Source organism: Antribacter gilvus (assembly GCF_003946865.1).
GTDB classification, from domain to species: Bacteria; Actinomycetota; Actinomycetes; order Actinomycetales; family Cellulomonadaceae; genus Antribacter; species Antribacter gilvus.
In genome coordinates, this window is sequence record NZ_QXTH01000001.1 from 375,697 (window position 1) to 401,752 (window position 26,056).

A 26,056-nucleotide genomic window follows, 5' to 3' on the forward strand; every position below is an offset into this window, starting at 1 on the left:
TGCCCTCCATCGTGAGAAAACTGGTCGGGTGAAACTCTGGACATCGTCATGTCTTGTCCCTTATAACGTTTCAATGCGATGAGTCGAACTTGTCGCCCCGCAGACACCGACGTCCAGGGAAGGCAGCGACGATGCTCCGAACCGGCACCCGCCTGCTGTACGACGCAGCGGACGTGCTCGTGTGGTGCGTCGTCCTCACGCTCGTCTGGGTGACGTTCACCCTGGCCGGCGCGGTGGTGCTCGGAGCGGCACCCGCCTCCGTCGCCGTGGTCGGCCTCGTCCGCCGGCGCGAGCGCGGCGACGTCGTGCACCCGTGGCGTGACGCGGCCCGCACCTGGCGTGCCGAGCTGTGGCGCTCCCAGCCGGCGGTGCTCCCCGCCCTCGCCGTCCCGGCGGTGCTGTGGGGCAACTACGCGACCCTGTCGGCGCTCGGCCCGGACGCGTCAGCCGCCCGGCTCGCCACCCTCGCGGCCTTCGTGGCCGCCGCCGGGATCGGCGCCTGGGCCCCCGCGCTCTACCTCCACTACGACCTGCCGCTCCGCCGGTTCCTGCCCATGGCCTCCCGCCTGGCCCTCGCGCGGCCCGGCTCCACGGTGGTGCTGCTCTTCACCGGGCTGGTCCTCGCCGTGGCGTGCGCCGTGGTCCCGGTGCTGGCGCTCGTCGGTCTGGGCGCCTGGTGGCACGCGAGCACCTGGCTGTGCCTCCGCTTCTTCGCGGAGAACGAGGACCGGCTCGCCGCCATCCGCGCGGACGCCGAGGCCCCCGCCGACCGGTCCGGCCCGCCGGACCGCGGCGCCCCCACCCTGCCCGCCGAGCCCTTGCGCATCCGGTAGGCCCCACCGACCGCGCCGTCCCGAGGCGTGGTGAACTGAAAGGACGACGAATGACGACGAAGTCATCCGCCCGCACCGGCAGGGCGCTCGCTGCAGCCGCCGCGGCCGGCGCGGTGCTGCTCACCGCCGCCTGCGGCCCCGACGAGCCGGAGGCCGCGTCGCTCACCACCCTCACGGTCATGGCGCCGCTGCTGGAGACGCAGGCGCCGGACCCGGAGGGGGAGCTGCAGACCGCAGTCGAGGAGCTGATCGGCAAGGACCTCGACATCACCTGGGTCCCCAACGCCGAGTACGGCGACAAGACCACCGTCACGCTCGCGTCCGACCAGCTGCCGCACGTCATGGTGGTCCAGGGCAAGACGCCGGCGTTCGTGCAGTCCGCCGAGGCGGGCGCGTTCTGGGACCTCACCGACAAGCTGGGCGACTACCCGAACCTGACGGCGAACCCCGCGGCCGACCAGCGCTCGGGTGTGCCGATCGACACCGAGACGATCCAGCTCAACGCGTCGGTGAACGGCACCGTCTACGGCGTCTTCCGCCTCCGCGACGCGATGCGCACCGCGGTGGTGCTCCGCAAGGACTGGCTGGACGCGCTCGGCCTCGACGCGCCCACCACCACCGACGAGCTCTACGAGGTGGCGAAGGCGTTCAGCGAGCAGGACCCCGACGGCAACGGCCAGGACGACACGTACGGCATCGTCGTGCCGAAGTGGCCGGGTTCGTACGGCACCTCCGCCCCGTACGACGTGATCGAGACGTGGTTCGGCGCGCCGAACGCCTGGGGAGAGGTCGACGGCGAGCTGGTGCCGGGCTTCGCCACCGAGGAGTTCTTCGAGGCGAACGCCTACGTCAAGAAGATGGTGGACGAGGGCATCGTCAACCCCGACTACGCGACCCTCGACTCGGGCACCTGGAACGACCCGTTCGTCCAGGGCAAGGGCGGCATCATCATCGACGTGTCGTCCCGCGCGGGCGTCCTGATGGGGCTCTTCAAGGAGCAGGACCCCGAGGGCTACGGCGACTACGTGACGATGGAGGGCAACCTCGTCGGCCCCGACGGCGACCGGCACTCCTACCCGACGCCCGGCTTCAACGGGTTCCTCGCGATCCCGAAGTCGTCGGTCCCGACGGAGGAGATGCTCGCCGAGGTCCTCACCGTCCTCGACACGATGTCGAGCGAGGAGGGGCAGATCCTCCTCAACAACGGCATCGAGGGCCGCAACTTCGAGGTGGTCGACGGCTTCGCCCGCGGCCTCGACGAGGAGGACCCGGAGATCGAGCTCCTCAACGCCGACATCCGCGCGTTCGCGCAGCTCGGCACCAACACGAACGGCTACCAGGCGTACACGGCCCTGCCCGCCGGCGACCCGGAGCTCGAGCTGTGGAACCACCGCCAGGAGATCCACACCCGCGACTCGGAGACGGTGGTCGCCAACCCGACCCTGCCCCTGGTCTCGCCGACGCAGGTCGAGCGCGGCGCCACGCTCGACCAGATCGTCGCCGACGCCCGCATCAAGTACTACGCGGGCCAGCTTGACGAGGCGGGCTTCCGGGCCGAGGTCCAGCGCTGGTTCGACGAGGGCGGCGACGAGATCGTCACCGAGATGAACGAGCTCTACGCCGGCCTCGGCTGACCTCCCGCCCGCGCTGCCCGACGACGTCCGGCCCCGCCTTCCGTACGGAGGGCGCGGCCGGGCGCCGTCGGGCAGCGCGAGCACCCGGAACCGTTGGAGACACCCGTGACCACCACCACCGCCGTCCCGCAGGCCGTCCCGCAGGCGGCCCCGCCGCCGAGCCGCCGCGTCCCGCTGCTCACCCGGCTCGCCCGCCACCGCTGGCTCTTCCTGCTGCTCGTCCCCGGCATCGCCTACTTCGCGCTGTTCAAGTACTGGCCCATGTACGGGGTCACCATCGCGTTCCAGGACTACCTGCCGGTCCTCGGCTTCGCGGACAGCCCGTGGGTGGGCCTCAAGCACTTCGACCGGCTGTTCACGAGCCCCGAGTTCCCGCGGATCCTGGGCAACACGCTCGTGCTGGCGCTGCTCAACGTCGTGTTCGTGTTCCCCGCGCCCATCGCCGTCGCGCTGCTCCTCAACGAGCTGCGCGTCGGGCTGCTCAAAAAGTTCGTGCAGACGGCCATCTACATCCCGCACTTCCTGTCCTGGACCATCGTCGCGTCGCTCACCTACCTGCTCTTCGCCCTGGGCGACGGCGCCGTGACGCAGCTCGCGACGAGCGCCTTCGGGCAGGACCCGCAGTTCCTCACGGCACCCGAGTGGTTCCGGCCGGTGATCATCCTGCAGACCCTGTGGAAGTCCACCGGGTGGGGCACGATCATCTACCTCGCCGCGCTGGCCGGCGTGGACCAGCACCTCTACGAGGCCGCCCGCATCGACGGCGCGAACCGGTGGCAGCAGCTCTGGCACATCACGCTCCCGGCGATCCGCAGCACCATCGTCGTGATGGCGATCCTCCTGAGCGGCAACCTGCTCGACACCGGTTTCGAGCAGATCTACCTCATGACCAACTCGCTCAACCGCGAGGTCGCCGACGTGTTCGACACCTACGTCTACTTCACCGGCATCACGCAGGGGGCGTACTCGTACTCCACGGCCATCGGCCTCTTCAAGGCCCTCGTCGGCATCGTCCTCATCTTCGGCTCGAACTGGCTCGCCAAGCGCTTCAGCCAGAACGGTCTGTTCTAGGAGCGTCATGGCAGTCAAGAACAACACCCCGGCCGGACGGGTCTTCGACGCCGTCAACGTCGCCGTGCTCGTGGCGCTCGCGGCGATCACCCTGCTGCCGTTCGTCTACGTGGTGGCGGGCTCCCTGGCGGGCGAGGCGGAGATCGCCACGCGGTCCTTCTTCCTCTGGCCGCGCGAGGTCGTGGCCGGCGCGTACGACTACATCTTCTCGACGGACACGTTCGTGCGGTCGCTCGTCGTCACCGTCTGCGTCACCCTGGTGGGCGTCCTTGTGCAGGTCATGGCCACGTTCACCATGGCGTACCCGCTGTCGCGGCGGAGCCTGCCGGGCCGCGTCCTGATCCTCAACCTGGTGGTCTTCACCATGGTGTTCGGCGGCGGGATGATCCCCACGTTCCTGGTGGTGCGGGAGCTCGGCCTGCTCGACTCGTACTGGGCGCTGATCCTGCCGCTCGCGATCAACCCCTTCTACCTGATCATCGTGAAGAACTTCTTCCAGGAGCTTCCCGAGGAGCTGCAGGAGGCGGCACGGATCGACGGCTGCAGCGAGATCGGCGTCTTCTTCCGGATCGTGCTGCCCCTGTCCAAGCCGATCCTCGCGACGTTCGCCCTGTTCTACGCGGTCGCGATCTGGAACGACTTCATGTCGCCCCTGCTCTACCTCAGCGACCCCGACAAGTGGACCCTCCAGATGTTCGTGCGCCAGGTCACCGTCTCGTCCGACCTGGCGAACACCCTCGGCCAGCTCGACCCCAACTACATCCCGCCGGAGCAGGGGCTGAAGTTCGCCACGATCGTGGTGGCCACCATCCCGATCCTGATCGTGTACCCGTTCCTGCAGAAGCACTTCGCCAAGGGCATCCTCATCGGCTCGGTGAAGGGATGACGAGAGGACCCGGAATGACCGTCCCGCTGCACTGGCTCACCCGGCACCGCGACCAGGGCGTCACCTGGGGCATGCCCTGGCCTCGCGGCCAGGTGCCCGACGTCGCCGCGCTCGCCCTGGCTGGTGCGCCCGGGGCCGTCCTGCAGTCGTGGGCGCTGGCCCGATGGCCCGACGGCAGCGTCAAGTGGTCGGGGCACGCGGTACCCGCCCTGCCACCGGACGCCGCCCCCGCGATGGTGGTGCGCCCCGTACCCACAGCGGAGGCGGGCGTGGCGGAGGCGGAGATGGACGGGCCCGAGGTGAGCGTCGTGGAGCGGGCCGACGGCGTGCTCGTCGACACCGGCGCCGCGACCTGGCTGGTGCCCCGCTCCGGCGACCTGCTCGTCGCGCGAGGCACCGTGCGCGTGGACGGTGCCGAGCGGGTGGTGCTCGACGGCGCCCGGCTGGTGTCCCTCCACCAGGACGGCCCCGACACCGACGACTCCCGCCCCGCTCGTGCTCGCCGCACCGGCGTCGTGGAGGAGGTGGTGGTGGAGCAGCGCGGGCCGGTCCGCGCGGTGGTGCGGGTGTCGGGGCGGCACCGGGCCGGGTCAGCCGCCTGGCTCCCCTTCACCGTCCGGCTCGTCGCCTACGCGGGGTCCACCGACCTGAGGGTCCAGCACGCCGTCGTGTGGGACGGGGACATGTCCCAGGACTTCCTCGCGGGCCTGGGCCTCGAGGCCCGCGTGCCGCTCCCCGACGAGCCGCACGACCGGCACGTGCGGATCGCCGGGCCGCAGCAGCCGGACGGCTTCTCGGGCTTCCTCACGGAGGCGGTCCGCGGGCTGACCGGCCTGCGCCGCGACCCCGGCGAGCGGTTCCGGGCGGCGCAGGTCGACGGCCGACCGGCCGGTCCCGTCGAGGAGTGGGCGCCAGCGGTCCGCGACCGGGCGCACTGGGTCCCGTGCTGGAACGACTGGACCCTCGACCAGCTCTCGCCCGACGGGTTCACCCTCCGCAAGCGGACCGCGCCGGGGCAGTCGTGGGTGACGATCCCCGGAGCCGACCGGTCGGCGGGGTACGCCTACCTCGGCGGCGCCGGCGGGGGAGTCGGCCTCGGGCTGCGCGACTTCTGGCAGCAGCACCCGGTCCGGCTCGACGTGCGCGACGCGGCGTCGGGCACCGGGACCGTCACCTGCTGGCTGTGGTCGCCGACCGCTCCCGCCATGGACCTGCGCCCCTACCACGACGGGCTCGGCCAGCACACCTACGCCGACCAGCTCGACGCGCTCGAGATCACCTACGAGGACCACGAGGACGGCTTCGCCGAGCCCCACGGGATCGCCCGCACGCACGAGCTGGTGCTGCGCGCGTACGGTGCGACGCCGTCGGGCAGCGTGCTGAGCGAGCACGTCGCCGCCCTGCACGACCCCGCCCTGCTCCAGGCCGCGCCCGAGCACCTGCACGCCGCCGGCGTGCTCGGCAGCTGGTCGCTCCCCGACCGGTCCGTGCCTGAGGCGGCCGAGGTCGAGGACCGGCTCGACTTCCTCGCCGCCTACTTCGCCGGGCAGCGCGAGCAGCGCCGGTGGTACGGCTTCTGGGACTACGGCGACGTCATGCACGCCTACGACGCCGACCGGCACCAGTGGCGGTACGACGTCGGTGGGTACGCCTGGGACAACTCCGAGCTCTCGCCCGACCTCTGGCTCTGGTACGCCTACCTCCGCAGCGGCAGGGCCGACCTGTTCCGCCTCGCCGAGGCGATGACCCGCCACACCGGAGAGGTCGACGTCTACCACCAGGGCCCCTGGGCCGGGCTCGGCAGCCGCCACAACGTGCAGCACTGGGGCTGCTCCGCCAAGCAGCTCCGCATCTCCAACGCCGCCTACCGGCGCTTCCTCCACTACCTGACCGCCGACGAGCGTGCGGGCGAGCTCCTCGACGAGCTCGCCACGTGCGAGCAGGCCCTCCTGCAGGTGGACGCCACGCGGAAGGTCCGGACCGACGTCTACGCCCCCGACCCGTCCGCCCTGGCCGTGGGCCTCGGCACCGACTGGGGGGCGCTCGCCGCCGCCTGGCTCACCCGCTGGGAACGGCACGGCGACACGGTCGCCCGCGACAAGCTCCTCGCCACGATGCGCGGCATCGCCGCCCTCCCCCAGGGCTTCCTCACCGGCGAGGCGCTGATGGACCTCGCCACCGGGGAGCTCGACACCACGCGCGACCGGGTGATGGTGTCGCACCTGTCGGCCGTGTTCGGGCTCGTCGAGATCTGCGACGAGCTGATCACCCTCACCGAAGGCTCGCCGCACGAGGTGCCCGGCTTCGCCGACGCCTGGCTGCGGTACTGCCTCCTCTACGGGGCCACGCCGGACGAGCAGGCCGCCGCCGTCGGGGCACCCCTGCGCGGCATCTCCCTGGTGCAGGCGCACAGCCGCCTCACCGCCTGGGCCGCCGCCCGCGTCCGGGGGACCGACCCGGCGCTCGCGGACCGGCTCGCGGACCGGGCGTGGCGGGCGTTCCGGCAGGACGAGGGGGACCAGCTCAACGTGAACGCGCTGCAGCGCGAGGCCGAGTGGCGGGTGACGCGGGTCGACGGGCCCACGGTGCTGGCCCCGGTGGACGAGGCGGCGTACGTGTCGACCAACGACGCCGCCCAGTACGGCCTGGCGGCGATCCAGCTGCTGGAGCTGCTGGGCGCGCCGCCGTCGGCCGGGGTCACCGGGGGAGCCTGACCTCGAGGTCCGCGTACTCGCCGATCATCGGCGCCATCTGGCGAAGACCGAGCTTGCCGCCGCGGAGGGGCGGGCCGCCCACCGAGCCGTCGTCGTGCCAGGTCAGGCACTGGAGGCCGTCCACCGCGAAGGTCACCGTGCCGGCCAGGACGCGCAGCGTCAGACGGTAGGGGCCGCGGGCGTCGAGCACCGGGGGGATCGGGTCGGCACCCTGGGCGACCAGGTGGAAGCCGTGCGACTTGCGCAGGTTGCAGGTGTGGAACCGGCGCTCGCTCTCCCACCTGCGGCGGAAGTACGAGAGGTGGTAGGTGTCGAGGTCGCCGTGGTGGTACTGGTCGTACGGGCCGGTGCGTGGGGCGAGCGCCGGATCGAGCACGTCGCGGCCCCCGTGGCCGCGGGCATGGAAGAAGAGGATGCACAGCCCGGGCTCGTGCACGGGCCAGAAGCTCCAGGAGATCTCGACGTCCGCGGGGAGGTCCTCGGGGCACCACAGGACGATGTTCGCCGCCTGCTCGTCGGACGGCGGCCGGGTACTCTCCAGCCGGAGCCTGCCGCGGGGGAACGTGAGCGCACCATCACCCTCCAGGACGAATCCCTGCAGGTCCGCGAGGGTAGCGAGGGGATTGCGGTACAGGATGGGCTCGGAGGTCATCGTCGTTCTCCGTCGTCGCGATTGAATCGTTACATAGGCTACCGGCCCTTGCCTCTTTACAAGACTCCCTCTTGGCGTATTGTATCGTTTCAGTCGCCCGGCAAGCCGCCGGAGACGCGAGAAAACCGCAGCAGCGGCGTCGAAGCAGACGCCGGCCGAGCAAGGAGGCTCACATGAGGATCGCGCGCAGAACGATCGGTGGAGTGGGCGTGGCCGCAGTTGCCGCGCTCGCGCTCGCCGCGTGCTCTGGCGGTACCGCCACGGACGGCGGCGGCGACGCCGCTGTCGAGCCGGTGCCCACGGACCGGGACATCACGCTGTCCCTGGCCTGGTGGGGCAATGACGACCGCGCCGCCAAGTACGAGGAGGCCGTGGACCTGTTCGAGGAGAAGTACCCGAACATCACGGTCCAGACCCAGTTCCAGGCGTTCCCCGACTACTGGACGGCCCGCAACACCGAGGCCGCCGGCGGTGCCCTCCCGGACGTCATCCAGATGGACCTGTCGTACCTGCGGCAGTACGCCAACAACGGCCAGCTCCTCGACCTGACCGAGCAGGTCGGCACCAACCTCAACACCGACGGCTACGACGAGTCGCTGCTGAGCGCCGGTGCGATCGAGGGTGCCCAGTTCGGCATCCCCACGAGCACCAACACGCTCGCCCTCTTCTACAACGGTGACGTCCTCGACGGCCTCGGCGTCGAGCCGCCGGCCGAGGGCTACACGTGGGAGGACTACGCGGAGTGGGCCGCCGAGGTGCACGAGGCGGGCAAGGGCAAGGACCCGGCCATCTACGGCACCGGCGACTACACCGGCACGTTCTGGTTCTTCCTCCAGAACCTGATCCAGCAGGGCAAGGAGCCGTTCACCGCTGACGGCCAGCTCGGCTTCGACGAGGCCGACCTGAAGGAGTGGCTGGAGAGCGGCTCCGAGCTGCGCGAGGCCGGCGCCTTCTTCCCGACGGAGCGCGCGGTCCAGCTCGCACCCCTGGGCGGCTTCACGGTCAACGAGTCCGCGTCCGAGATCAGCTGGGACAACTTCCTGGCCGGCTACGTCGCCGACTCGGGCACCGACAACATCCAGATGCTCCCGGTCCCCGCGGGCCCGGACGGCTCGAAGCAGTTCTGGAAGCCGTCGATGCTGCTGTCGGCGTCGGCCAACACCAAGGAGGCTGCTGCCTCCGCCGCGCTCATCGACTTCCTGGTCAACGAGCCCGAGGTGGGTCGCATCTTCGGCACCTCCAAGGGTGTCCCGGCCGTCGCCGCCCAGCGTGACGCGATGGACGTCGAGGCCGGCTCCATCGACGAGCGCGTCCTCGCGTACGAGGAGTCCGTCGCGGAGCTCGTGACCGAGCCCGCCCCGCTGCCCGTCGAGGGCTTCGGCGCGATCGAGGGCGAGTACCTGCGACTTTCCGAGGAGCTCGGCTACGGCAACATCACCGTCGACGAGTTCGCCGAGCAGTGGTTCGCCAACGCGGCGGAGACCATCCCGCAGCCGTGACGCTCTCGTCCTGACGTACCGACGGCGGCCCCGCGCCACGCGCGGGGCCGCCGCCCCCCGGAGGTCCCAACTCATGCCCATGACCGGTGCGGTGCCCGCTGGCCCGCCTCCCACAACGCCCTTTCAGCACGTCCTCGGGCCGGACGGCGACGGCGAGGGTCCCGCCATCCAGGTGCCCGCCCCGCGGCGCCGGAAGGCGCGGTACAGCCCCGCGGACGTCCGGGCAGGCTTCGCGTTCGTCTCGCCCTGGCTCATCGGCTTCGTGCTCCTGACGGCGTTCCCCATGCTCGCCTCGCTCTACCTGGCGTTCACGGACTACAACCTCTTCCGCGACCCGCAGTGGGTCGGGATGGAGAACTTCGTCAAGCTCTTCCAGGACCCGCGGTTCCTGCAGTCGGCCCAGGTGACGGCGATCTACGTCTTCATCGGCACGCCGATCAAGCTGGCCGCGTCCCTGGGCGCCGCGCTCCTGCTCAACATGAAGCACCGTGGGCAGGGCAGCTACCGCTCGATCTTCTACGTGCCCTCGCTGATCGGCGCGAGCGTCTCGATCGCCATCGTCTGGAAGGCGATGTTCATCGACGACGGCATCGTCGACAAGATCCAGACGGGTCTCGGCTTCCCCGCCGGCGGCTGGGTGGGCGACCCCGGCATGACCATGCCGATGATGATCCTGCTCGCGGTGTGGACGTTCGGCGCCCCGACGGTCATCTTCCTGGCGGGCCTCAAGCAGATCCCGGCCGAGCTGTACGAGGCCGCGGACTGCGACGGCGCCGGCCGGCTCCGCAAGTTCTGGAACATCACCGTGCCGATGCTCTCGCCGGTGGTCTTCTTCAACCTGCTGATGGAGACGATCAACGCCTTCCAGGTGTTCAGCTCCGCGTTCATCATCTCCGGCGGCACCGGTGGCCCGGCAGGGTCCACCCTCTTCTACACGCTGTACCTGTACATCCGCGGCTTCCAGGACTTCCGGATGGGCTACGCCTCGGCGATGGCCTGGGTCCTGGTGGTGGTGGTCGGCCTGCTCACGGCGGTGCTGTTCCGCACGTCCCGGAGCTGGGTCCACTACACGGGAGACGAGAAATGAGCACAGTCGCCGAGGCCGTCGCCTCCACCCGTCCCGACGTCGGCGGCGCCGGCCGTCGCCGAGCACAGGCGCAGACGCGGCGCAGCGTGAAGTCGGTGATCTTCCACCTCGCGGCCGTGGCCGCGTCCATCGTGGTGCTGTACCCGGCCGCGTGGATGGTCATGTCGTCGCTCAAGCCGTCCAACGACATCGTCGGCAACACCAGCCTGCTCCCCGAGACCTGGACGCTGGAGAACTACGTCAAGGCGTTCGGCGGCATCGGCGGCGTGGAGTTCTCGACGTTCTTCGGGAACTCGGTGCTGCTCGCGGTCCTGTCGGTGGTGGGCACCGTCGTCTCCACGACGGTGGTCTCCTACGCCTTCGCCCGCATCCCGTTCCCCGGCCGGAACGCCATGTTCGCGATCATGATCGGCACGCTCCTGCTGCCGTTCCACGTCGTGATCATCCCGCAGTACATCCTGTTCAACCAGCTCGGGATGGTGAACACCTACCTGCCGCTGCTGGTCGGGAAGTTCCTGGCCACGGAGGCGTTCTTCATCTTCCTCATGGTCCAGTTCATCCGTGGCATCCCACGCGAGCTGGACGAGGCGGCCCGGATCGACGGCTGCGGCCACGGCCGGACGTTCGTGTCGATCATGCTGCCGCTCATGCGGCCGGCCATCATCACCACGTCGATCTTCACCTTCATCGGGTCGTGGAACGACTTCATGGGCCCGCTGCTGTACCTCAAGCGGCCCGACCTCTACCCGCTGCCGATCGCGCTGCGCCAGTACGTGGACCAGACCACCACGTCGGACTACGGCGCGCAGATGGCCATGGCGGTGCTCTCGCTGCTGCCGGTGCTGATCTTCTTCGTGATCTTCCAGCGGTACATCATCGCCGGCGTCGCGACGCAGGGCCTGAAGGGCTGAGCGTGGCACGCGCCCCGAGGGGGACCGGCGGCGCGCCGGGCGACGGGGACCGCCCGGCCGCCCGGCGCACCCGGGCACGCGCCGGTGGGTTCCACCGGGCGTTCGAGCTGTTCGGCGAGACGCTGCTGGTCGGCGTCCTTGTCGCACTCGGGAGCGTGCTCGTGATCACCGCGGTGCCGTCTGTCGCTGTGGGTGTGGCCCACCTCCGCCGCCATGTCGCGGGCGGGGACACCACGTTCGGACGGCTCGGGCACGAGTGGGTGGCCGCCGTGCGGGACCTGTGGCTGCCCGGGCTCACGCTCGTCGGCGCGGGCCTCGTCGTGGCCGCCAACGCCGAGCTCACCGCGACGGGCGCCCTCCCCGGCGCCGACGCCGTCCGCTGGGTGACGTGGGTGGCGGGGGCGGCCGCCGTCGTCGTCCACCTGCGGGCGGCCGGGGCCTGGACCCGGGCCGACGGCGAACCGGGCGAGCCCGGCGGACCGGGCGGGCCCGGCAGGCCGCGCGGCACGCGAGCCCTCGCGGCCGGCTGGGCCGCGACCCGCGACGACCTGACCGGGTCGGCGCTGCTCGTGACCGCCCTCGGGCTGGTCGCGGTGCTCGTATGGATGTACGGGCTGTTCACGATCATCGTGGGCGGCCTGCTCTGTCTCGCGGTGGTGGGCGTGGAAGCCCGCCGCCGCGAGCCCCCCTCGTCGAGGTAGTGCCCTCGTCCGACGAAGGCACTGTCCCGGCGTTCGCATCGAGAATGGGAGTACAACGATGTCATCCCTCCGAACCAAGCTCCGGGCGGGGGCCGCGACAGCGGTCGTCACCTGTCTGGGCCTCACCGGGGCGACGCTGACCGCCCAGGCCGACGACGCGTCGTCGGCCACCGCCCTGGGCGCCACGCCGCACGGCGACGTGCAGCTCGAGAAGCTGGACCGGGGGCTCGTGGCTGCGACCACGGCCGACGGCGTGTTCCTCAGCTGGCGCCTTCTCGCGAACGAGGTCACCGGGGCCACCGAGGGCGGCCAGACCGGCCTCAACTTCCACGTGTACCGCGGCCACCAGAAGATCGCCACGGTCACCGACTCCACCAACTACCTCGACGCGGGCGCTGACGGGTCCGCCATCTACACCGTCAAGCCCGTGGGGCGCGACGGCGGCACGGGCCGCGCGGCGACGGCGACCCCCTGGGCGTCCGGCCACACGGACCTGCCCCTGACCAAGCCCGCCGACGGCGTCACGCCGATGGGCGAGGCCTACACGTACAGCGCCAACGACATGAGCGTGGGCGACCTGGACGGCGACGGCGCCCTCGAGTACGTCGTGAAGTGGGACCCGTCCAACTCCAAGGACGTGTCGCAGGTGGGCTACACCGGCACGGTGTACCTCGACGCGTACGAGGCCGACGGGACGCTCCTCTACCGCTTCGACCTGGGCCCCAACATCCGGGCCGGCGCGCACTACACGCAGTTCCTCGTCTACGACTTCGACGGCGACGGCGCGGCCGAGATCATGTTCAAGACGGCGCCGGGGACCAGCACGGTGCGGTTCGCGCCGGACGGGTCCGTGGCGTCCGAGGACTTCATCACGATGCTGCCCGAGGACCTCGCCGCCGGGTACTCCGACACCGACGACTACCGGCTCTCGGCGGCGCAGTACGCCGAGCGGCTCGCGGGCGTGTTCCAGGGCTGGACCACGCACCCCGAGGTGGTGTCCGGGCAGTGGCCCGCCACGCTCGAGGAGGCGTGGGGGATCGCACCGCGGTGGGAGTACCCGCTGTCGGCGGCCTCCGCGACCGAGGCGGTCAACCACTTCGTTGACGTGTACGCCCCCGCGCGGTCCACGCGCAACGTGCTGCGGAACTTCAACGGCTTCGTCCTCGACGGGCCTGAGTACCTCACGGTCTTCGAGGGCGCCACGGGCGCCGAGCTCGAGACGGTGCGCTACGAGCCGGGCCGCGGCGACGACGGCCTGATGTGGGGCGACTACGCGATGTCGCGGATCGAGCCGGGCAACCGGGTGGACCGCTTCCTGGCGGGCGTCGGCTACCTGGACGGGTCCACGCCGTCGGCGATCTTCGCCCGCGGCTACTACACGCGGACCACCCTCGCCGCCTACGACTGGGACGGCGAGCACCTTTCCCAGCGCTGGTTCGTGGACTCCGGCCACGCGCCGATGACCAACCCGTTCAACGACGGCCCGCACGGCCGCGACGGCACCTCGCCCGAGTGGGGCACCATCACGACGCAGGGCGACCACTCGCTCTCCGTCGCGGACGTCGACGCCGACGGGCGCCACGAGGTCGTCTACGGCTCGGCCACGCTGGACGACGACGGCTCGCTGCTGTACTCGTCGTTCGACGACATGCCGCCGCAGTCCGCCGCGCCGGGCACCGTGGCGCGCCTCGGCCACGGCGACGCCATGCACGTGACCGACATCGACCCGAACCGCCCGGGCCTGGAGATCTGGACCGCGCACGAGGGTGGTGTCTGGGCGCCATACGGCTCTGCGATGCGCGACGCCGCGACCGGTGAGGTGCTGTTCGGCACCTACTCCGGCCGCGACACGGGCCGGGCCATGATCGGCGACGTCCGCGCCGACGTCCCGGGCCTCGAGGTGTGGGCCTCCATGCCGAACGGGACCGAAGGGTCGGGCACGCTCTCGGCCGCCGGCTCCATCGTGGCGCCGACGACGCTCGGCACCAACCAGTCCGCGCGCTGGTTCGCCGACGGCACCACCGCCGTGGTGGACGGCTCCGGGGCGGCCACGCCGACCCTGCGGACGTTCGGCGGCGTGGCGCTCACCATGGCCGGCACGCTGACCAACAACGGCACCAAGGGCAACCCGTCGCTCGTGGCCGACGTGCTCGGCGACTGGCGCGAGGAGGTGCTCGTCCGGACGGCCGACTCGTCGGCGATCCGGATGTTCACCTCCACCGAGGTGACGGACACCAAGCTGTACACGCTGCTCCACGACCCGCAGTACCGGGCCGAGGTGGCGCGCCAGCAGACCACCTACAACCAGCCGTCGTACCCCGGGTTCTACCTGGCGTCCGACACGGACTACCGGAACGTCCCGGTGCCGGACGTGCGGCTGCCGTAACGGCTGCGGTCCTGAGGGGCTGCGGTCCCGCGCGCACATGACTTCGGCAGTTCGTCGTCGGTTCGGTACTTCGAAGTACCGAACCGACGACGAACTGCCGAAGTCATGGGGCGCCCAGCGGGTGGAAAGGGCTTACCTCCGCCCGGGCAGGGTGGGTAGGGTCGCACGGGAAGAATCGATTCGACGCCACGCCGGATCGACGTCGACGAGGACGGAGAAGCAATGAGGGTGACAATCCTGGGCGCAGGCGCTATCGCCAACGCCCACGCGGAGGCGATCGCGGGCTTCGCGGGGCGCGACGACGTCCCCGAGGCGCGGGTGACGCACGTGATCGACATCGACGCGGGGCGCGCCGAGGCGTTCGCCGAGAAGCACGGGATCCCGCACCACGGGACGTCCTTCGAGGCGGTGCTCGAGGCCGGCGAGGTCGACGCGGTCCACATCTGCACGCCCCCGGCGTTCCACGCGCCCGCCGCCCAGGCGGCGCTGCGCGCCGGTGTGCACGTGGTCGTGGAGAAGCCCGCCGTGCTGTCGCTGGCGGAGGTCGACGCGATCGGCGCCGCCGAGGCCGAGGCCCCGGGCGGGGCGCGGTTCACGCAGATCGTGCAGCACCGGTTCGGCCACGGCGCGCAGCTGCTGCGCCGCCTGCTGGACTCCGGCGAGCTCGGCAAGGCGTACGTCGCCACCTGCGACACGCTCTGGTTCCGCGGTCCGGGGTACTTCGAGGTGCCGTGGCGCGGGCGCTGGGACACCGAGGGCGGCGGGCCCACGATGGGCCACGGCATCCACCAGTTCGACCTGCTCCTGGCGATCCTCGGCCGGTGGAGCGAGGTCACGGCGCTGGCGGGCCGCCTCGCCCGGCACGTCGACACCGAGGACGTGTCGATGGCGCTGGTCCGGTTCGACGACGGCGCCATGGCGTCGGTGACGAACTCCCTCCTGTCCCCGCGCGAGACCTCCGACCTGCGCTTCGACACCGAGGCGGGCACCGTGGAGGTGTCGCACCTGTACGGCTACACGGACGACGACTGGACCTTCACCCCGGCCCCCGGGCGCGAGGACGCCGCGGCTCTCTGGGGCCCGGACCCCTCGGCGCCGCCGTCGGGCCACCTCGCCCAGCTCCTGCCGACGTATCGCGCGTTCGCCGCGGGCGAGGCCCCGCCCGTCACGCTCGCCGACGTGCGCGGCACCATCGAGCTCGCCGCCGCCATCTACAAGTCGGCGTTCACCGGCGCCGTCGTGCGGTCCGGGGAGATCGGCCCCGGCGACCCGTTCTACACGACGATGCGAGGCACGGGCCCGGCCTGGGCGCCTGTCAAGGACACCATCGCCCCGGTCGAGGAGGCCACCCGATGACCACCACCCTGCACGACGACGGAGCCCGTCTGACCTTCGGCCTCGCCGACACGGGGGCCGGGCTGTTCGACTACGTCTACCGCCCCACGGACGCCCAGTACGAGAGCCCGCGCCCCTACCTGCACCCCATGCGGACGCTCGCGGGCGACCTCGTGACGGTGTTCCGGCCCTGGGACCACATCTGGCACAAGGGGCTCACGCTCTCGCTGCCGAACGTGGGGCCGTGGAACTTCTGGGGCGGGCCCACCTACGTGCGCGACGAGGGCTACCGGGACCTCGGCAACGACGGGTCCATGGACCACGAGGGGTTCCGCTCCTCGGGTGACGGCGGGTTCGTCGAGGAGCTGGCCTGGCGCACGCCGCCCGCCTCGGACGCGACCCAGGGCGAGGTGGTCGTCCGCGAGGTCCGCACCCTGGCCGTCACGGTGGCCGACGACGCCTGGGTGCTCACCTGGAGCTCCGAGCTCACCAACGTGTCGGACGGCGCGCTCGACCTCGGCAGCCCCACCACGAACGGCCGCGAGAACGCGGGCTACGGGGGGCTGTTCTGGCGCGGGCCGCGGTCGTTCACCGGGGGGACCGTGATCGCCCCCGGCTTCTCCGGCGACGCCGAGGACGTGCGGGGCGAGCGGTTCGGCTGGATGGGGTTCGTGGGCAGGCACGACGGGTACACCGCGGGCCCGGGCACGTCGACGGTCGTGATGGTCGACGGCGGCGCCAACCCCGGCGGGACTCCGCAGTGGTTCGTGCGGTCGGCCCCGTTCGCGGTGCTGTGCCCCGCTCCCGCGTTCAGCGAGGAGGTGCCGTTCGGCCCGGGCGAGACGCTGACGTTCTCGTACGCCATGGTGATCGCTGACGGCGAGTCGGACGAGGTGCGCGGCGAGAAGCTGGCGGCGCTGGGAGCCTCGGCCCTGTAACCGCCGCTCGCGCCGAGGTAGTGCCTCCGTCCGACGGAGGCACTACCTCGGCGTTTCAGGTCTGCCGAGGTAGTCAGGTCGTCCGACGGAGGCACTACCTCGGCGGGGGCGGGGGCGGGAGAGACCTCAGGCTTCGCGGACCACCCGGACGCCGCCCGCCGGCACCTTCAGCGCGTCCACCGTGGTGGCTGTCAGCAGCTCGAAGCCGGCGGCCTCGACGTGCGCGGGCTCGTCGGTGTGGTTGATCGCGAACAGCCAGGAGCGCGTGCCGTCGTCGGACCGGCGGCGGACCAGCTCGACGCCCGGCCGGGCCGACAGCCCCGGCAGCACGCCGGCCTCCGTGGCAGCCGCGCGGGCCACCGCCTCCACGCCCTCCGGGGCGAGCCGGGTCGCCACGTACCAGGCCGACCCGCCCCCGGGCACGGCCCGGCGGGTGAGCGCGGGGCCGCCGGGCAGGGGGCCGTCGTCGTACACCGCGAGGACCTCGACGCCCGGGGCGACCGACGACTTCTCCGTCCACAGGTCGGCGGCGAAGCCGCCGAGCGCGCCGGACACGTGCACCTGCTCGTCGGCGAGGAGGGGGAAGAACTCCTCCGTGCGGACACCGAGCAGGTCGCGGAAGGCGCCGGGGTAACCGCCGAGACGGACGTGGTCGTGCTCGTCGACGATGCCCGAGAAGTACGTGATCACCACGGTGGCGCCGCGCTCGGCGGCAGCGGCTACGTTCGCGGCACCCTCGTCGGTGACGAGGTACAGGGTGGGCACCACGACGAGGTCGTACGCGTCGAGCGCGGCCGTCGGCGGGACGACGTCGGCCGTGACCCCGAGCCGCCACAGCTCGCGGTACCAGGCGCGGACCTGGTCCATGTAGCGCAGCTCCTGCGTGGGGTGGGAGTCCAGTTCGGCGCCCCACCACGCGGGCCAGTCCACGACCAGCGCCGCCCGGGAGCGCACGCGCGAGCCCCGGACCTCGCCGAGGGCGCGGAGCGCCTGACCCAGGCCGACGACGTCGCGCCACAGCTGGGAGTCCGTGCCGGCGTGCGGCACCATCCCGGAGTGGAACTTCTCCGCGCCCGCCTGGGAGGCGCGCCACTGGAAGAACATCACGGCGTCGGCGCCCCGGGCGACGTGGGACAGGGAGTTGCGCAGGAGCTCGCCCGGCTGCTTGGTCCGGTTGCGCGGCTGCCAGTTCACGGCGGCCGTGGAGTGCTCCATGAGGACCCACGGCGCGCCGCCCGCGATGCCGCGCGTGAGGTCGGCGGAGAAGGAGAGCTCCACGTGGCGCTCGGGGTCGGCGGCGTTGGTGTAGTGGTCGTTGGCGACGACGTCGAGCTCCGGCGCCCACGAGAAGTAGTCCATGCCCTTGGTGCTGGTCGACGCCATGAGGTTGGTCGTGGTGGGCACGTGAGGCGTGATGGCGCGGAGGGTGTCGCGCAGGTCCCGGTAGTAGTCCAGGAGCGCGTCCGACGAGAACCGGTCGAAGTCGAGCTGCTGCGTCGGGTTCGCGAAGGTCGGGGCGGACAGGGGCGGCAGGACGTCGTCGAACGAGCCGTAGCGCTGCGACCAGAAGGCGGTACCCCAGGCCGCGTTGAGCGCGTCCACCGTCGTGTACCGGACGGCGAGCCACTCGCGGAAGGCCGCCGCGGCGGCGTCCGAGTAGTCGCGCGGGACGTGGCAGCCGATCTCGTTGTCCACGTGCCACAGCGCCAGCGCCGGGTGGTCCTGGTACCGCTCGGCGACGCGCGCCGCCATCGTGAGGGCGTAGTCCCGGTGGAGCGGATGGGTCACCGCGTACGCCTGGCGGCCGCCCTGGTGCAGCACCGTCCCGTCGGCGAGCCGGGGCAGGATCTCCGGGTGCTTGCGGGTGAGCCACGGGGGCGGGCTCGCCGTCGCGGTGGCGAGGGCGACGCGGATCCCGGCGCCATGGAGGCGGTCCAGGGTGGCGTCGAGCCAGGTCCAGTCGAGCTCACCCTCGCGGGGCTCGATCGTGGCCCACGAGAAGATCGCCACGCTGAGCAGGTTCACGCCGGCCTCGCGCATGAGCTCGATGTCCTCGAGCTGCACGTCCAGAGGCCACTGTTCCGGGTTGTAGTCCCCGCCGTAGGCGAGGCCCTCGATCCCGTCGTTCCAGGGGCTGACCTGGGTGGCGTCGAAGGCGGGGTCGGTGGTGCGTCGTCGCATGGGCGTCAGTCTGGCACGGTTCGGGGGTGCGTGTGAATCGGTTCAATCGGCGTGCCCCGCCGCGGTGGCCGTCAGTCGCAGCCGAACCCCGGCACGATCCTGGGCCACGCGTCGACCGACTCGGTCGTGCCGACGAACGCGACGGTCTCGTCGGCGGCGTACCAGATCCTCTCGTCGCCCGAGGTGAGGCCGCTGTCGACGGCACCGCCCGGGAGGTCCACGTCCTGCGCGTACTCGGCCTCACGCCAGTCCGCAGGAACGAGCCCCTCGGGATCGGCGGCGTACTTTCCGCGCGGCAGGTCGATGAAGGTGATGCTGCTCCAGTCGCAATGGCGGCTGCCGGACACGGCCTCCACCGTCTCGCCGCCCTCGGAGCCCGTCCACCGTGATCGGACGGTGCTGTCCGAGCAGGCGGCGAGCAGGCCGGACAGGGCAAGTACCACCAGGACCACCCGGGCCCGGTTCCTCGTCGGCATACGCGTCCGGCTCCTCCGTCGTCGCAGGGCTCTCCGTGGTCGTCAGTGTGGCAGGGTCGACGGCCCTATCCCGGCGACAACGACGACGCCCGCACCACCAGCTCCGGCTGGAACACCACCTGCTCGGCGGGCACGTCCCGGCCGCGCAGCAGGATGTCGGCGGCCGTCTCGCCGAGCTGGTGCGTGGGCTGCCGCACCGACGTCAGCGGGGTGGCCAGCTCGGCGGCGAACGTGACGTCGTCGTATCCCACGAGCGCGACCTCGTCGGGCACCACGATGCCCTCGCGGCGCAAGGTCCGCAGGGCGCCCAGCGCGGTGAGGTCGTTCACGCAGAAGACGGCGGTGGGCCGGTCTCCGCGGGCGAGGAGCGTGCGGATGCCGGCCTCGCCGCCGTCGGCGTTGAGCGACGGCACGGTGACCTCGACGAGCGCCTCCGCCGGGTCCAGGCCCGCTTCCTCCAGGGCGCGGACGACGCCGACGTGCCGGTCCGCGCACTGGCGGATGGCGTGCGGGCCGTTGAGGAAGGCGATCCGCGTGTGGCCCTGCTCCAGCAGGTGACGGGCGGCGAGCTCGCCGCCGTGCACGTCGTCGACGGCCACGGACGACAGGTCCGCCACCGGCGAGGGCCGGTCGAGCAGCACCACGCCGACCCCGCGCTCACGCAGCGACAGGAGGTGCGAGATGTCGTCGGTGGCGGGCACCACCATGACGCCCTGCACGCCGTGCTCCTCGAAGAGGCGCAGGTAGCGGTGCTCGCGCACCGGGTCGTCGTCGGAGCTCGCGACCATCACCGTGTAGTCGTCCCGCTCGAGGCGGGCCTCGATGCCGCGCGCCACGTCCGTGAAGAACGGGTTGGCGATGTCGAGCACGATGGCGCCGACGGTCGTGATCGTGCCCGCACGCAGCTGCCGTGCGGAGCCGTTGCGCACGAACGCGAGCTCCTCGATGGCGGCCTCGACCCGCTCGCGGGTGGCCGGGAGCACGCGCTCCGGTCGGTTGAGCACGTTCGACACGGTGCCCACGGAGACGCCGGCGACGCGCGCCACGTCGGCGATCGACGCCCGACGCCGGGCGGCCGAGATGGTCATGGAGTCCTCCTTCGCCCCGGGGAGCCCCAGGCACAGCTACATTATGAACCGTTTCATCACGGCGGTGCCGTGCGACGACGAGAAGGGGTCGACGATGACCGGAACCTCCCCCCGACGCGGGCGGGTCTGCTTCACCTCGCAGGTGCGTGCGGACCGCCTGGACGAGTATCGCGCGGCGCACGCCGCCGTGTGGCCAGAGATGCTCGAGGCGCTGCGCGACACGGGCTGGCGCGACTACCACCTGTACCTCCGGGGAGACGGCCTGCTCGTCGGCGTCCTCGAGACCGACGACTACGAGGCCGCCCAGGCGGGCATGGCCGCCACCGAGGTGAACGCCCGCTGGCAGGCCGAGATGAGCGGGTTCTTCGTGGACGACGGCAACCCCGACGAGGGCTTCGTCATCCTCGACGAGGTGTTCCACCTGGAGGGCCAGCTGGAGGCTGCGGGTCTGCCGACGCGGCGGTGACCTCACCCGGTGTCCGAATTAGTTCTCTCGCTTGACCCAACCCGGACCCGCGCCATACAGTCCTCTTGAATCGTTTCACGGGCACGCTCACGGGTGCGCGTGCAAGCGCGCGACGACGCGCGGAGAGGAAGGACGCCATGACGGCATCCACACAGAGGATCGAGGCGGCGAAGGCTGCCCTGCGGCTGCAGACGATCGAGCTGCCGTCCTGGGCGTTCGGCAACTCGGGCACTCGCTTCAAGGTCTTCGCCCAGCAGGGCGTCCCCCGCGACCCGTACGAGAAGATCGCCGACGCGGCCCAGGTGCACCAGTACACCGGCGTAGCGCCGCGGGTGAGCCTCCACATCCCGTGGGACCTCGTCGACGACTTCTCCGACCTGGCCCGGCACTCCGCCGACCTGGGTGTGAGCATCGGCATGATCAACTCGAACGTCTTCCAGGACGACGACTTCATGCTCGGTTCCCTCACGCACCCGGACGCCCGGGTGCGGCGCAAGGCGATCGACCACCACAAGCAGTGCATCGACGTCATGCGCGCCACGGGGTCCAAGGACCTCAAGGTCTGGCTCGCCGACGGCCTGAACTACCCCGGCCAGGACTCGATCCGCGGCCGCCAGGACCGCCTGGCGGACAGCCTCCAGGAGGTCTACGGGGCGCTCGACGAGGACCAGCACATGGTGCTCGAGTACAAGTTCTTCGAGCCGGCGTTCTACATCACGGACGTGCCCGACTGGGGCACCTCGCTGCTCCACTGTCTCGCCCTCGGCGACCGGGCCTCCGTGGTCCTCGACACCGGTCACCACGCCCCCGGCACCAACATCGAGTTCATCGTGGCCCAGCTGCTGCGCCAGGGCCGCCTCGGCGCCTTCGACTTCAACAGCCGGTTCTACGCCGACGACGACCTCATGGTCGGCGCCGCGGACCCGTTCCAACTGTTCCGGATCATGCACGAGATCGTGCAGGCCGGGGCCCTGGCGCCGGACTCCGGGGTCAACTTCATGCTCGACCAGTGCCACAACATCGAGCCCAAGATCCCCGGCCAGATCCGGTCGGTCATGAACGTGCAGGAGGCCACGGCCAAGGCCCTCCTCGTCGACGCCGAGGCGCTCCTCGCCGCTCAGCAGGCAGGCGACGTGCTCGGCGCGCACGGTGTCCTCATGGACGCCTACAACACGGACGTGCGGCCCTTCCTCGCGGAGCTCCGCTCCGAGATGGGCCTCGAGCAGGACCCCATGGCCGCGTTCGCGGCCTCGGGCTACGCGGAGAAGGTCGCCGCCGAGCGGGTCGGCGGGGCACAGGCTGGATGGGGAGCATGAGCATGGTGACGACGGGGCAGCGCGCCGACGGAAACGACACAGCCGAGCAGGCTGCGGCCTCGCAGGTGGTCGCCGCCCTCGTGGGCCGGTCCAACCGCCTCGGGTCCGACCCCCGGGTGACGAACTACGCGGGCGGCAACACGTCCGCGAAGGGGCTCGCGGCCGACCCGGTGACCGGTAGCGCCGTCGAGCTGCTCTGGGTCAAGGGGTCCGGCGGCGACCTCGGCACGCTGACCGACAAGAACCTCGCCGTGCTGCGCCTCGACCGGCTGCGTTCCCTCGTGGACGTGTACCCGGGCGAGGACCGCGAGGACGAGATGGTCGCCGCGTTCGACTACTGCCTGCACGGCAAGGGCGGCGCCGCGCCGTCGATCGACACCGCCATGCACGGGCTCGTGGACGCGCCGCACGTGGACCACCTGCACCCGGACGCGGGCATCGCGCTGGCGACCGCCGCCGACGGCGAGGCGCTCACCCGCGAGATCTACGGCGACGACGTGGTGTGGGTGCCCTGGCGCCGGCCGGGCTTCCAGCTGGGCCTCGACATCGCCGCCGTGAAGGCGGCCAACCCGCAGGCCGTGGGCTGCATCCTCGGCGGCCACGGCATCACGGCGTGGGGCGACACCTCCGAGGAGGTCGAGGCCCGCTCGCTCGACATCATCCGCCGGGCCGAGGAGTTCGTCGCGGCCCGCACGGCGGAGCGCGGCGAGCACCCGTTCGGCGCGGTCCGCGCCGGGTACGAGGCTCTCACGCCCGAGGAGCGGCGCGCCAAGGCCGCCGCTCTCGCCCCGGTCGTCCGCGGCCTGGCGTCGGCCGACGTTCCCCAGGTGGGCCACTTCACCGACGCCGACGTGGTCCTCGACCTCCTCTCCCGCGAGAAGCTCGGCCCGTTGGCCGAGCTGGGCACGTCGTGCCCCGACCACTTCCTGCGCACCAAGGTGAAGCCGCTCGTCGTGGACGTGCCCGCGAGCACCTCGGTGGAGGACACGGTGGCCGCCCTCCGGGCCGCGCACGAGGCGTACCGCGCCGACTACGCCGCCTACTACGAGCGGAACGCCGCCCCCGGCGACCCCGCGATGCGCGGCGCGGACCCGGCGATCGTGCTGGTCCCGGGCGTGGGCATGTTCTCCTTCGGCCGGAACAAGCAGACGGCGCGCGTGGCGGGCGAGTTCTACGTCAACGCCATCAACGTGATGCGCGGCGCGGAGGCGATCTCCACCTACGCCCCGATCGCGGAGTCCGAGAAGTACCGCATCGAGTACTGGGCGCTGGAGGAGGCCAAGCTCCAGCGCATGCCGCAGCCGAAGGCCCTCGCCACGCGGGTCGCGCTCGTCACGGGCGCGGCGTCCGGCATCGGCAAGGCGATCGCCGAGCGGCTCGCCGCCGAGGGCGCGTGCGTGGTCATCGCGGACCTCGACCTCGACGCCGCCCAGGCGGTGGCCGACGCGCTCGGCGGCCCCGACGTCGCCGTCGCCGTCCGCGCGGACGTGACGTCGGCGGACGAGGTGAGCGCCGCCGTCGCGCAGGCGAGCCTCGCCTTCGGCGGGGTGGACCTCGTGGTCAACAACGCGGGTCTGTCCATCTCCAAGCCGCTGCTGGAGACCACGGAGCGTGACTGGGACCTCCAGCACGACGTCATGGCCAAGGGCTCGTTCCTCGTCGCCCGCGAGTCGGCGCGTGTCATGATCGACCAGGACCTGGGCGGCGACATCGTCTACATCGCGTCCAAGAACTCCCTGTTCGCCGGCCCCAACAACGTGGCCTACTCGGCCGCCAAGGCCGACCAGGCGCACCAGGTGCGGCTCCTGGCCGCCGAGCTCGGCGAGCACGGCATCCGCGTGAACGGCATCAACCCGGACGGGGTGGTGCGCGGGTCGGGCATCTTCGCGGGCGGCTGGGGGGCCAAGCGCGCCGCGGTCTACGGCGTGCCCGAGTCCGAGCTGGGCGCCTACTACGCCCAGCGCACGCTCCTCAAGCGCGAGGTGCTCCCGGAGCACGTCGCGTCGGCCGTCTTCGCGCTCGTCGGGCCCGACCTGGCCCTGACGACGGGGCTGCACGTGCCCGTCGACTCGGGCGTGGCCGCGGCATTCCTGCGGTGAGCACGGACGGCGAGGCCGGGGTGCCGGACGGCGCCCCGGCCGCCCCGGGCGGTCGGCCCGCCTTCGTCGCGATCGACCTGGGCGCGACGAGCGGCCGGGTCGTCCTCGCGGCGCTCCACCCCGCGGCCGACGGCGGTGCCGGTGCCCGCGTCGAGATCGTCGAGTGCGGGAGGTTCCCGAACGGCCCGGTCCTCCTTCCCTCCGGCGAGGGGTCCGGGGAGGTGCGCGGCGGGCTCCACTGGGACGTCGTGGGCCTGTGGCGGGGGATCGTCGACGGGCTGCGGGTGGCGGGCCGCGAGGCGCAGCGCCTCGGCCTGGAGATCCGTGGCATCGGCGTCGACTCGTGGGCCGTGGACTACGGCCTGCTCGACGACGACGGACGGCTCGTCGGTACGCCCTGGAGCTACCGCGACGAGCGGACCACGGGCGTGCCCGAGGACGTCTACGCGCGCGTCCCCGCGGCCGACCACTATTCGGTGAACGGCCTGCAGCACCTCCCGTTCACCACGGAGTTCCAGCTCGTCGCGGGACGGGACGAGGCCGCCTGGGCGAGCGCACGGCACCTCCTGCTCGTGCCCGACCTGGTGACGTACTGGCTCACCGGGCGGCGGGTGGCGGAGGTGACGAACGCGTCCACCACGGGCCTGCTCGACGCCCGCACCCGCACCTGGTCCGACGACCTGCTCGCACGCCTCGGCTCGGCGTACCCGGAGCTCGACGGTCTGCGCCCGCGGCTGGCGGACCTCGTGGAGCCGGGCGCCGTCGTCGGCCCGCTGAGCGATCCTGTGCGGGAGGCGACCGGGCTGGGCGACGTGCCGGTGATCGCCGTGGCGTCGCACGACACGGCGTCCGCCGTGGCGGCGACGCCTCTCGCCGCCGCGACGAGCGCCTACATCTCCTCCGGCACCTGGTCTCTCGTGGGCCTGGAGCTCGAGGGGCCGGTCCTGACCGAGGCGTCCAGGGCGGCGAACTTCACCAACGAGCTGGGGCTCGACGGGACGGTCCGCTACCTCCGCAACGTGATGGGCCTGTGGGTGCTCGACGAGTGCGTGCGGGAGTGGTCGGCCGACGGCGACCCGGTCGACCTGGGCGAGCTGCTCGCCGCCGCGGCGGCCGAGCCGCGCTCGGAGGTCCTCGTCGACGTGGACGGTGACGCCTTCCTCGCGCCCGGCGACATGCCGCGCCGCGTCACGGGGGCCGTCCAGGCGGCGGGCGGCGTCCCGCCGACCACCCGCCCCGCGCTGGCCCGCGTGGTGCTGGACAGCCTCGCGGCCGCGTACGCCCGGGCCGTGGAGCGGGCCGGCGCCCTCGCCGGCGTCGAGGTCGCCGCGGTGCACGTCGTGGGTGGCGGGTCGCGGAACGAGCTGCTGTGCCGGCTCACCGCGGAGGCCACCGGGCTGCCCGTCCTGGCCGGACCGGTCGAGGCGACGGCGCTCGGCAACGTGCTGGTCCAGGCCCGCGCGACCGGTGCCCTGGGCGACCCGGACGGGGTCACCCTGGCCGACCTGCGCCGCGTCGTCGCGGCGAGCACGGAGCTCCGGACCTACCTTCCGGGGCGGTAGGCCGAGTGGGCGGGGCGTCGACCGGTCCCGGTCGACGCTCTGTCCCAACTCGTCCACCAGTAAGTGGCCTTCACCACCTGTCGCTCCGGGATACTGGTTTCTTCAAGGGTTCACGTATTCTGTGGCCTTCGATCGACCCCCGGAGAGAGGGGCACCCGTGACGGAGTCCGCAGCGGCATCGGCCGCGCCGGCGGTGCGGACGAGCGACCCCGCAGACGGTC

The 26,056-nt window shown here is 72.0% G+C and carries 20 protein-coding genes; 16 read left to right on the forward strand and 4 right to left on the reverse strand.

Features of this window, described 5'->3' with window-relative positions:
• The first annotated feature begins 131 nt into the window (after positions 1 to 131).
• The 5 genes from D1350_RS01630 (at position 132) to D1350_RS01650 (ending at position 7,138) form a co-directional block, all read left to right on the forward strand.
• Positions 132 to 833 (forward strand): YesL family protein, encoded by a 702-nt coding sequence (locus D1350_RS01630; RefSeq protein WP_125773191.1) that lies wholly within the window; start codon positions 132 to 134, stop codon positions 831 to 833.
• Between the two features lie 50 nt (positions 834 to 883).
• Positions 884 to 2,467 carry an extracellular solute-binding protein gene (locus D1350_RS01635; protein ID WP_206074383.1) on the forward strand — a complete coding sequence of 528 codons (1,584 nt, stop codon included), beginning with the start codon at positions 884 to 886 and terminating at the stop codon, positions 2,465 to 2,467.
• A 105-nt stretch (positions 2,468 to 2,572) separates the two neighbouring features.
• The gene (locus tag D1350_RS01640; RefSeq protein WP_240643813.1) at positions 2,573 to 3,538 is read left to right on the forward strand and encodes an ABC transporter permease; all 966 of its coding nucleotides are present in this window, start codon (positions 2,573 to 2,575) and stop codon (positions 3,536 to 3,538) included.
• Between the two features lie 7 nt (positions 3,539 to 3,545).
• Entirely contained in the window at positions 3,546 to 4,424 is an 879-nt protein-coding gene (locus tag D1350_RS01645; RefSeq protein WP_125773194.1) for a carbohydrate ABC transporter permease, read from the forward strand.
• 14 nt (positions 4,425 to 4,438) lie between these two features.
• Positions 4,439 to 7,138, forward strand: coding sequence for an exo-rhamnogalacturonan lyase family protein (locus D1350_RS01650; protein WP_125773196.1), 2,700 nt, complete (start codon positions 4,439 to 4,441; stop codon positions 7,136 to 7,138).
• On the opposite strand, the gene D1350_RS01655 is transcribed toward D1350_RS01650, so the two are convergent.
• Positions 7,122 to 7,790, reverse strand: coding sequence for a DUF1961 family protein (locus D1350_RS01655; protein WP_125773198.1), 669 nt, complete (start codon positions 7,788 to 7,790; stop codon positions 7,122 to 7,124). The two genes, D1350_RS01650 and D1350_RS01655, sit on opposite strands and share 17 nt — an antisense overlap.
• Positions 7,791 to 7,963: 173 nt before the next feature.
• Between D1350_RS01655 and D1350_RS01660 the strand changes: the two genes are divergently transcribed.
• The 7 genes from D1350_RS01660 (at position 7,964) to D1350_RS01690 (ending at position 16,647) form a co-directional block, all read left to right on the forward strand.
• Positions 7,964 to 9,289 carry an ABC transporter substrate-binding protein gene (locus D1350_RS01660; RefSeq protein ID WP_125773200.1) on the forward strand — a complete coding sequence of 442 codons (1,326 nt, stop codon included), beginning with the start codon at positions 7,964 to 7,966 and terminating at the stop codon, positions 9,287 to 9,289.
• A 73-nt stretch (positions 9,290 to 9,362) separates the two neighbouring features.
• Positions 9,363 to 10,376 carry a carbohydrate ABC transporter permease gene (locus D1350_RS01665; protein WP_240643814.1) on the forward strand — a complete coding sequence of 338 codons (1,014 nt, stop codon included), beginning with the start codon at positions 9,363 to 9,365 and terminating at the stop codon, positions 10,374 to 10,376.
• Positions 10,373 to 11,287 carry a carbohydrate ABC transporter permease gene (locus D1350_RS01670; protein ID WP_125773202.1) on the forward strand — a complete coding sequence of 305 codons (915 nt, stop codon included), beginning with the start codon at positions 10,373 to 10,375 and terminating at the stop codon, positions 11,285 to 11,287. The genes D1350_RS01665 and D1350_RS01670 overlap by 4 nt, the downstream gene beginning before the upstream one ends.
• A 2-nt stretch (positions 11,288 to 11,289) precedes the next feature.
• Entirely contained in the window at positions 11,290 to 11,988 is a 699-nt protein-coding gene (locus D1350_RS01675; RefSeq protein WP_125773204.1) for a hypothetical protein, read from the forward strand.
• A 58-nt stretch (positions 11,989 to 12,046) separates the two neighbouring features.
• A complete protein-coding gene (locus D1350_RS01680) occupies positions 12,047 to 14,374 on the forward strand; it encodes a rhamnogalacturonan lyase (protein WP_125773206.1) in 2,328 nt (775 codons plus the stop codon).
• A gap of 222 nt (positions 14,375 to 14,596) precedes the next feature.
• A complete protein-coding gene (locus tag D1350_RS01685; protein WP_125773208.1) occupies positions 14,597 to 15,730 on the forward strand; it encodes a Gfo/Idh/MocA family protein in 1,134 nt (377 codons plus the stop codon).
• Entirely contained in the window at positions 15,727 to 16,647 is a 921-nt protein-coding gene (locus D1350_RS01690; RefSeq protein ID WP_125773210.1) for a DUF6807 domain-containing protein, read from the forward strand. The genes D1350_RS01685 and D1350_RS01690 overlap by 4 nt, the downstream gene beginning before the upstream one ends.
• 126 nt (positions 16,648 to 16,773) lie before the next feature.
• Here the strand turns inward: D1350_RS01690 and D1350_RS01695 are convergent, their stop codons facing one another.
• The 3 genes from D1350_RS01695 to D1350_RS01705 form a co-directional block, all read right to left on the reverse strand.
• Positions 16,774 to 18,828 carry a beta-galactosidase gene (locus D1350_RS01695; RefSeq protein ID WP_125773212.1) on the reverse strand — a complete coding sequence of 685 codons (2,055 nt, stop codon included), beginning with the start codon at positions 18,826 to 18,828 and terminating at the stop codon, positions 16,774 to 16,776.
• Positions 18,829 to 18,899: 71 nt separating this feature from the next.
• Positions 18,900 to 19,304, reverse strand: a complete 405-nt coding sequence (locus tag D1350_RS01700) for a hypothetical protein (protein WP_125773214.1) — start codon at positions 19,302 to 19,304, stop codon at positions 18,900 to 18,902.
• Positions 19,305 to 19,369: 65 nt separating this feature from the next.
• On the reverse strand, positions 19,370 to 20,392 hold the full coding sequence (locus D1350_RS01705) for a LacI family DNA-binding transcriptional regulator (RefSeq protein ID WP_125773216.1): 1,023 nt from the start codon (positions 20,390 to 20,392) through the stop codon (positions 19,370 to 19,372).
• A gap of 94 nt (positions 20,393 to 20,486) precedes the next feature.
• On the opposite strand from D1350_RS01705, the gene D1350_RS01710 reads away from it, so the two are divergent.
• From D1350_RS01710 to D1350_RS01725, 4 genes are all read left to right on the forward strand, one after another.
• Positions 20,487 to 20,858, forward strand: a complete 372-nt coding sequence (locus D1350_RS01710; protein WP_125773218.1) for an L-rhamnose mutarotase — start codon at positions 20,487 to 20,489, stop codon at positions 20,856 to 20,858.
• Positions 20,859 to 20,995: 137 nt separating this feature from the next.
• Positions 20,996 to 22,174: an L-rhamnose isomerase gene (rhaI, locus tag D1350_RS01715; protein ID WP_125773220.1), complete on the forward strand. Its 1,179-nt coding sequence runs from the start codon at positions 20,996 to 20,998 to the stop codon at positions 22,172 to 22,174.
• A gap of 2 nt (positions 22,175 to 22,176) precedes the next feature.
• Complete coding sequence (locus tag D1350_RS01720; RefSeq protein WP_125773953.1) at positions 22,177 to 24,273, forward strand: bifunctional aldolase/short-chain dehydrogenase; 2,097 nt, start codon at positions 22,177 to 22,179, stop codon at positions 24,271 to 24,273.
• A complete protein-coding gene (locus D1350_RS01725; protein ID WP_240643815.1) occupies positions 24,270 to 25,835 on the forward strand; it encodes a rhamnulokinase in 1,566 nt (521 codons plus the stop codon). Before D1350_RS01720 ends, D1350_RS01725 begins: the two co-directional genes overlap by 4 nt.
• Positions 25,836 to 26,056: the final 221 nt, after the last annotated feature.